The organism is Fibrobacter sp., from assembly GCA_012523595.1.
GTDB lineage: Bacteria > Fibrobacterota > Chitinivibrionia > Chitinivibrionales > Chitinispirillaceae > JAAYIG01.
On the sequence record JAAYIG010000248.1, the window covers coordinates 1 to 1,574 of the forward strand.

A 1,574-nucleotide genomic window follows, 5' to 3' on the forward strand; every position below is an offset into this window, starting at 1 on the left:
GCTTTCAGACGATAAAAAGTAGCCTTGGAGCAATGAAGCTCATCCAGGATTCTTTTCAGGGGTACAGGGTATCTGCTGTGTGAAAGCATCCGATGAAGAGAGTAGATTTTCTCCAGTTTCTCCATAAACCTTCTTCTCCGGTAATCTCCTTACGGACATTTTCTTTACAATACAAGGTTCAGCCGTAAAGAATAATATTAATTATTGCAGTGGAGATTGTAAATACCAGCTGATTCAGGAGTAAATTTTTCATTTTTTTCTCCCGGAAGGTCAGCATGACAAAAGCGAGGTGTTTTTCTCAGAATTAACCGAGAAAGCTGCTTACTGATAAAAACCTTTAAAAAACAGTGCAACTTCCTGCATCACAGTACATTGCCAAAATGGGGGTCGAAAACCTATGGCGCACCATAAAAAAATCACCTCTCTTTAAACCGGAGAGAGGTGATTTTTCGCTTCTGAGGAAATGTATGTAAGTTACCCTGATTACTGCATAGTTATCGACTTGACCTGAACGGTGTGACTGCCGAGTGACATTCTGATCATATAGACTCCCCGCTGCATTCTTGCATCGTTGAGCGGAAGTGTCAATTGTGATGTGTGTGCCAGTCCGGAATACAGTGTCGTTACAAATCTGCCTGAGAGATCGTATACGTCAACACTCAGAGGCTGCTGAGCCGGCTGTGAAAAGTCAAGACGCAATGCCTTGTTTGCACCATTAACGAACGATACTTCAAACCCGCCCGCCTTTTTTCCGGCAGTTTGCTGATCGATTGTCCCGGTTGGAACAGGATTAAACTTCCAGTAGTTGAATTTGAAGAGATCGCCGTAACCACCAACGAACTTCAAGAACAGGTCGTGCTTGCCGGTAGCCCCGGTTACATTACAGGTCTTGTTAGTCCAGGATGATGCCCCTGAAACATCGCAGGTCCCGACCAGTGTACCGGTCTGACCACCGAGGCGAAGCTCGATCTTTGCGTTGCCCCCCGATGAAGAAACCCGTGCCTCAAATGAAACTGCACCATCCTTGAAATCGACCTCCCTGACCTTGATGTAGTCCCCGTTATTGATGGATGTGACGTTGAGACCACCACCGATATCATTGCACTTCTCGGTCTTGAGCCCTCTTGAGAAGGCAATAGTCTCTGCCTCAACCCGTTTATAGGGATCGAGCGTGCCAACGGGTGCGGGACCCGGTTGGGTCATGGTCAGAGCAGGAATGCTCCCGTCAGCCCCGTAGTCGAACTCCTCCACGCAGACCGAACGTTTGAAACTTCCCCCGCCAGGCAATGCACCGTTGTGATAGAACATATAGTTGCGACCTTTGTAGTGAGCAACACCGGGGTGATTAGTACCAATATTGGGTCTTTCGAAAATATAGCCCTTAAAATTCCAGGGTCCGGTTGGTGAGTTGCTGGTTGCATAGCTGATTCTTTGATATGATCCGGAATAAACCATGTAATAGATCGACCCGCGCTTGTAGAACCATGGCCCCTCGATAAATCCCTCTAACGGTATTCTGGAAGTAACACTCCCCATCGTAGTGATCATATCTTCTCTTAGCCTCACCATACGGA

The 1,574-nt window shown here is 47.1% G+C and carries 2 protein-coding genes; both read right to left on the reverse strand.

Features of this window, described 5'->3' with window-relative positions:
* Positions 1-125: transcriptional regulator (locus GX089_17190; GenBank protein NLP04232.1), on the reverse strand; the 125-nt coding region annotated here is incomplete at its 3' end.
* Positions 126-483: 358 nt separating this feature from the next.
* Positions 484-1,574: carbohydrate-binding protein (locus GX089_17195; GenBank protein ID NLP04233.1), on the reverse strand; the 1,091-nt coding region annotated here is incomplete at its 5' end.